This window comes from Tumebacillus permanentifrigoris (genome assembly GCF_003148565.1).
Lineage (GTDB): Bacteria > Bacillota > Bacilli > Tumebacillales > Tumebacillaceae > Tumebacillus > Tumebacillus permanentifrigoris.
Genome location: NZ_QGGL01000019.1, coordinates 79650 through 86157, shown reverse-complemented (window position 1 = coordinate 86157; position 6508 = coordinate 79650). Strand labels below are relative to the sequence as shown.

At 49.6% G+C, this 6508-nt stretch carries 6 protein-coding genes; all 6 read left to right on the top strand.

All coding sequences use genetic code 11. From position 1 onward, the window contains the following. Nucleotides 1–153 precede the first annotated feature (153 nt). The 6 genes from C7459_RS23035 to C7459_RS18950 all read left to right on the top strand — a co-directional run bounded on the left by C7459_RS23035 (nucleotide 154) and on the right by C7459_RS18950 (nucleotide 6497). Nucleotides 154–462 carry a hypothetical protein gene (locus C7459_RS23035; RefSeq protein ID WP_146201049.1) on the top strand — a complete coding sequence of 103 codons (309 nt, stop codon included), beginning with the start codon at nucleotides 154–156 and terminating at the stop codon, nucleotides 460–462. A gap of 1103 nt (nucleotides 463–1565) precedes the next feature. After that, complete coding sequence (locus C7459_RS18970) at nucleotides 1566–2465, top strand: AraC family transcriptional regulator (protein ID WP_109690852.1); 900 nt, start codon at nucleotides 1566–1568, stop codon at nucleotides 2463–2465. Nucleotides 2466–2954: 489 nt separating this feature from the next. Beyond that, the gene (locus C7459_RS18965) at nucleotides 2955–3407 is read left to right on the top strand and encodes a chemotaxis protein CheX (RefSeq protein WP_109690851.1); all 453 of its coding nucleotides are present in this window, start codon (nucleotides 2955–2957) and stop codon (nucleotides 3405–3407) included. 22 nt (nucleotides 3408–3429) lie between these two features. Further along, on the top strand, nucleotides 3430–3789 hold the full coding sequence (locus C7459_RS18960; RefSeq protein WP_109690850.1) for a response regulator: 360 nt from the start codon (nucleotides 3430–3432) through the stop codon (nucleotides 3787–3789). A gap of 92 nt (nucleotides 3790–3881) precedes the next feature. Then, nucleotides 3882–5069, top strand: a complete 1188-nt coding sequence (locus tag C7459_RS18955) for a sensor domain-containing diguanylate cyclase (RefSeq protein ID WP_109690849.1) — start codon at nucleotides 3882–3884, stop codon at nucleotides 5067–5069. A gap of 171 nt (nucleotides 5070–5240) precedes the next feature. Continuing rightward, complete coding sequence (locus C7459_RS18950; protein WP_211320427.1) at nucleotides 5241–6497, top strand: esterase/lipase family protein; 1257 nt, start codon at nucleotides 5241–5243, stop codon at nucleotides 6495–6497. The last annotated feature ends 11 nt before the right edge of the window (nucleotides 6498–6508 follow it).

Sequence of the window (6508 nt, the reverse complement as noted above, 5' to 3'; positions counted from 1 at the left end):
TTCCTTTTCTAGGATATGTACGATGGTCATTATATCCGTCAACCTTTGGACAGGCAATAGCGTCAGCTTTTGGTCATTTAGCATCGTCGGTAACACTATGCGATCATCTTCCCGCTGGTGCGGCGCAACGCAGGAAACACGTATTTTCACAAGTTGAGCAAGCGAAAACCCCTCGACCGCGACCTCTATCCAGAAGTGGAGTGGGTCGAAGAAACAGATCTCAAAAAGCAGACGGCGATCTTGGAACTCACCAGTTCAGACTCGCCTGCACCTTGGGTGTTGAGTACGGTGATCACGAACCGCATCCGACGGGCGATCTCGTTGCCGTTCCCTGATGCGTCTGGGCTGAGAAGGCACCCGTCGCGTTGCTACCAACTAAACCTCCCGCACAATCAGTCCGGCCATATTGAGGCTGTTATCTCTGAGAAAACATTTTGCGCTGTGTACGCTCATCCCTGTTAAGGGAAGGGCAGTGGCACACATTCTCCCAAATGCAAACCGTTAGGGTAGGGACCGGAAAATATCATCAACCCGTTCACTTGTTATTGTAAGGACCCAGACGAATTCGAGATCTTGCACGGGCACGATATCACATGTGCGATTACTCCGTCGAATGGTTGGTATGATAAGTATAAAAATCACTTCATTCGCGTGACAAATCTGAAAACGGGACTGTCCGTTGTCGTGCGGGTTACCGACCGTGCGCCGAAAAACAGAGGGGTGGAACTCACGTACGGGGCATGGGTGGCGATTGGAAAACCGTTGGGGTACGATACGGTAAAAGTTGAGTTGCTGAGCAACTGAACGGGTCGAAGCAGGAAAAAAGACATCCCGAAGGATGCCTTTTTTCCTAGGTATTGCCGTTCGATCAACGGGTGGTCGGTTGCAAGCATCGGTGTTGATTGTGTTTTTAGCAGTTTCCCAGCACGGGGCAAGGTGACGGAGAGCTTTGCCTGGGGTTAGCGGCAAATCGGATGCGGGAACGTCGACCTTTTGAATTTGACGGCTGACTTCGGCTGGGGTGTAGGTCAAGTGAACGGGTTGGACCACCGGTTCAGTTGCAGGCGACGCGACGGTCGACCATGCGGTCGATGTGTATGTACTGCTCCCCCAGAGGCCGAGGCAAATCATCGAGTTTAGGATCAACAGACGGGTTGTCTTTTTCAAAGTGAGTACACCTCCTGATCTATCACTTTGAGTATTTCCGACGTTCAGACCCTAATCCATGAAAATAGCACGATCTGATTAGATCGTGCTATTCATGTCACAAAACATAGCGTCTATACGAACTAAATGGGTCTACGTTTCTTGAAGTTGCACGAAGCGTTTCCTCCCCAGTAATACCTAATCTAGTGAATTGACAAAAATACTAAGTTGATGATATGTTATTTTCGCGAAGAAAAAGTAGAGTGAATAAAAATTTTATATCGAGGTTTTCATATGAGTAATAGTGATTAAAAGCGTCAGATTGAGAAATCAATCCGGCGCTTTTTTAGGCAAAAAAAGTCAAGGAATCCCTTGGATTTCCTGCTAGGATAGAAATAGAAAGGGCGGGAGGTACCGAAATGGATTATCACGAGCGCATCCAAGCCACCTTAGCGTACATCGAAGAGAACTTGGATCAACAGATCACGATGCAGGAGTTGGCGAAAGTGGCCTGCTTTTCCGTGTTTCATTTCCACCGGGTGTTTGTTTTGATGGTGGGGGACACGGCGGCCGATTATCTGCGCAAGCGTCGTCTCTCCAAAGCTGCAGTCGCCTTGCTGACGACGAATCAACGGGTGCTCGACATCGCGTTGGAGCATGGGTTTCAAGCGCATGAGACGTTTGCCCGCGCGTTCAAGCGGCAGTTTCAGCTCACCCCTGTGGAGTATCGAAAAAGCAGAATTTCGCTTGCTTTGCAACCGATCGTGACGCTATCTCGCATCTCCCGTTTACACGAAGGAGGACTTACGATGACACCGACGATTGTGACGAAATCCGCATTTAAACTGATTGGCTATGCATTGGAAACCAACTGCAACGAAGGTCAAAACCATGTGGAGATCCCGGCTTTTTGGCAGCGATACATGAACGAAAAGCTCGGGGACCATATTCCGAATAAACTTCGCCCAGATGTAGAGTTGGGCGTTTGCGCGAATTTCCAACCGGAGACAGGCGTATTAACCTATGTGATCGGATTTGAAGCCGATTCGTTTGACAACGTTCCAGAAGGCATGGTTTGTTACACCATTCCGGAAGCCACCTACGCGGTTTTCACAACGCCGCCAGCTTCTGACGCTGAATTTGGCCAGACCATCCAACAAGCCTGGGGACAGGCCTTCTCCGAGTGGTTCCCGACCTCCGGCTATGAACATGCCGGCACCTCCGAGTTTGAATGGTACGACAAACGTTGCTGGTCGGAAAGCGATAAGCAAATGGACATCTACATCCCGATCGCGAAAAAGTCGGTCCCGACTACTTAGTTGTAGAAACTAGGTGTAGGAACGCAGTACCTACATCTATAGTAAAAAGAGCGTCAGACCCATCCGGTCTGACGCTTGTTTTACAGCCATGAATTGCTCGTGATTTACGTGTATATATAATTCGATTATAATAATTGAATAGGCTACTCTGCTTGCTTGCAACGAACGAAGTGAGGCTTACCATTGTCCATGAGTTTTGCGCTGTAGATCGCTGTTCAGTTTCCCGTGGTATTTTTGAATCGAAGAATTTACAAATTTCAGCATGGACTTCGCCTTGATTGAATCTATTTTGTGCTTGTCAAACACCTACCAAAATGGTGTAAAATAGATGTTGACGTGGGATGGGTGAGTACAGGCAAATCATCCCTGCGCACAGCTACCTCTAGAGCAGTTGACAGTAGCCGACAAGCAGTGTCATAATCCGTGATAAGGGCATATATGTTTGAAAATTTGAACCGTTTTCGGGAACCATAGTTTGGAGGGTAGTCAATGACCGATGGCGCTAAAATTACCGCTGTACTAAACTCAGTACTTGAAAGTGCTGCTACTGTCATCCCTATGCCGATCACACCCGGTCAGCTAGCGTTGGTTACCGCCCACGATACACATGTCGGTTACAGCATTTTGATTGGCGTAACCGGTGAGTTACATGGACGTCTGGTTCTGGATACCACTCAGGAGCTTGTTTCATCTGTAGCAGAGACGATGTTTGGCATGCAAGTCAGCGGGGAGATGCTAGATTCATTTGCTGGTGAATTTGGCAACATGCTTGGAGGGAACATGGCAACCAAGTTGTCTGAACGAGGTGTCCAGATCGACATCACACCGCCAACTGTGATTTCTGGAAATGCCCGCATCAGTGGCTTTAAAAAGGCATTCCGAATCCCCATTACTGTTTCAGATAAAGGTCAGGTTCAGTGCTACCTCATATTCGAGGATTAAGTGATACCGGGGGGAATGGGAATTGGCAAAAATCCTTGTCGTAGATGATGCTGCTTTTATGCGGATGATGTTAAAGGACATGTTGGTCAAGGGTGGACACGAAATCATCGGCGAGGCTGAAAATGGTGCCGTCGCCCTGGCAAAATTCAAAGAATTACGTCCGGATCTCGTCACGATGGACATCACCATGCCAGAAATGGATGGGATCGAGGCTGTCAAAGAGATTCGCAAAGTAGATCCGGCAGCGAAAGTTGTCATGTGTTCCGCGATGGGCCAGCAATCGATGGTTGTACAAGCCATTCAAGCAGGCGCCCGCGACTTTATCGTCAAACCCTTTCAAGGAGATCGGGTCTTGGAATCGATCTCAAAGGTTATCGGCTAAACGTTCGAGGCCGGAATTCGCAAAAGATAGACCTTGGTCATAAGTTTCCAAGGTCTATTCTTTATCTCTCTCCGGCAGAAAAGGAGCACTCGATGAACAATCCGAACCCTGATGAAGATCGGATCCTTCCTTTTATTGACCTCTACCGATCCCTACTTCAGATGGACCAAGCGGTGCCGGAAGGGACCGACTTGCCGTTTACCAGTCAGTTGGAGAAAGCCAAACACGAGGAACTTGTAGCCGAACTGAGCCAAGTTCGTGAGGTGATCGAAAGTCAATCATGGATCACCGAACACTTGAAGATCTTGCTTGAATTGGGCCGGATTTTCACTTCAGAATTTGATCTCGAAAAAATCTACACCAAGGCTTTCGAGTTGGTGTCTCGTGTCATGCCGTCAGAAGCGTTTTTTATCGCCATCTATCAGAAGAAATGTGAAAAAATTCAATTTCCTTTCATGATTGATGACGGGATCAGATATCCGATCGATGAACTCGAATACGGAGTCGGCAATGTCTCGCAGGTCATCGAGTCCCGCCGCACAATCCATATCCAGACCAAGAGCGAACTTCTGGCTTCCACCGATGAATTTAGGGGGAATCCCGAAGAAGATACAGGCACGGCCATTTTTGTCCCGATGTTGTTCGATGATCAAGTGATCGGGGTGATCTCGGCACAATGTTACCGAGAGTTTGCCTACCGGAACGAGCACGAAGAACTGTTGCAAATCATCGGGATGCAAGTTGCGAACGCCATTGAAAATGCGCGATTATATGATCAGATCCGGCGGCAATCCTTGCACGATGATCTGACGAAACTGAAAAACTATCGGGCCTTCCACCAAGACCTCGCAGAGATGTTGCGGTGTGAGCGCACGGAGCGCGTGACGTTGCTCATGATTGATTCAGACAACTTAAAGCAGGCCAACGATGCTTATGGACACCACATCGGGGATGCGTTGATCCAACGAATTGCGACGGCCTTGCAAGCGTGTACTTCGAACAACCAACAATCGTATCGATACGCCGGTGACGAATTTATGGTCTTGGTTCCGGATCGAACGGTAGCTGAGGTCGAACAGATCGTTGAGGAAATTCGAGCGTACCTGCGAAGCAATCCCATTTTACATGATGATCACGTTGTAGACATTTCCGTTAGTGTCGGGATCTCCGTGTATCCAGAGCATGCCCAGACGGGGGATCAGTTGAAGCAGACCGCGGATCATGCGATGTATCTCTCGAAAAGCAGAGGGAAAAACCGCACAACCGTTTTTGAAACTTGATACCCGCTCGTCGGGACTGCTTTGTCGCAACGCGCCAGGATAGGCGCGTTTTTATTTTTCTGAAAATTCATCTGTATCTTTGAAGTGAATTAATAAATTTATAATTTGCCAAAAAATAAACGGAATATTATAATAAAATCACGAAGCGTGAAAAATGGGAGGTATGAGGATATGAAAAAAGCAAGTGTGTTAGCGTTTACATTACTATCGATGGTGGCGGGTAGTCTGTCTCTTGCCGAACCTGCTCAGGCGGCGTCTGCAGCTCGGCAGAACTTCGCCCCGATCGTGCTCGTGCATGGATTTTCTGGCTGGGGACGGGACGAGATGTTGGGCTACAAATACTGGGGCGGGCTAACCGACATCCAGCAGGATCTGCGCAATTATCAATACGAAACCTACACCGCAGCCGTTGGACCGCTCTCAAGCAACTGGGAACGAGCTTGTGAGTTGTACGCGGAGATCAAGGGCGGCACGGTCGACTATGGGGAAGCCCATGCCAAAAAGTATGGCGTCCAACGCTACGGTCGCACGTACCCGGGATACTATCCGCAATGGGGTCAAGTGAACCCGACCACGGGCAAAGTAAACAAAGTGAATCTGATCGGGCACAGCATGGGTGGGCAAACGATTCGGACGCTGATCCAGCTCTTGGAAAATGGCAGCCCCGATGAAATCGCTTACACACCAGCGGCGCAACTGTCTCCGCTGTTTAATGGCAGCAAAAAATCGTGGGTGCTCAGCGCCACTTCGATTGCGACTCCGCACGATGGCACGACGCTGGAAAATGCGGTGGAAGGCATCGTGCCGCATGCCCAGCAGATCATCGGCATGGCCGCATCGCTCGGCGGTCTGATCGGAGAAACGGTGTACGACTTCAAGCTTGATCAATTCGGGCTGAAACGCTATGCTGGCGAATCGTTCTCATCCTACTCGGACCGCGTGTACAACAGCCCGATCTGGCGCAGCACGCATGACACGGCGGAATGGGATCTCGGGCCGGATGGCGCGAAGGAACTGAACTCTTGGGTCAAAGCCCAACCGGACGTCTACTATTTCTCGTGGGGCACGCAAAATACGTTCTACAATATCTTCACGGGTCATCAGGACCCATCGATCACGATGAACGCGTTCCTTGCGCCGAATGCCTTCTTCATGGGGGCTTACACGCGCAATGAGACGGGCCATGTTCCGATCACGTCTGCTTGGTACCAAAACGACGGGGTCGTCAACACGATCTCGATGAACGGGCCAAAGCAGGGGTCCACAGACTCGATCGTCACGTACAACGGAACTCCGCAGATTGGGAAGTGGAATTACATGGGGACCTTGTCGTATGACCACGGAGCTGTCGTAGGCATCGGTCTACCAGATATGCGCGGGTGGTACCGCAATCTGGCCGACCAAGTGGGAGCCTTGCCGTTGAAGTAATCCACCGGACG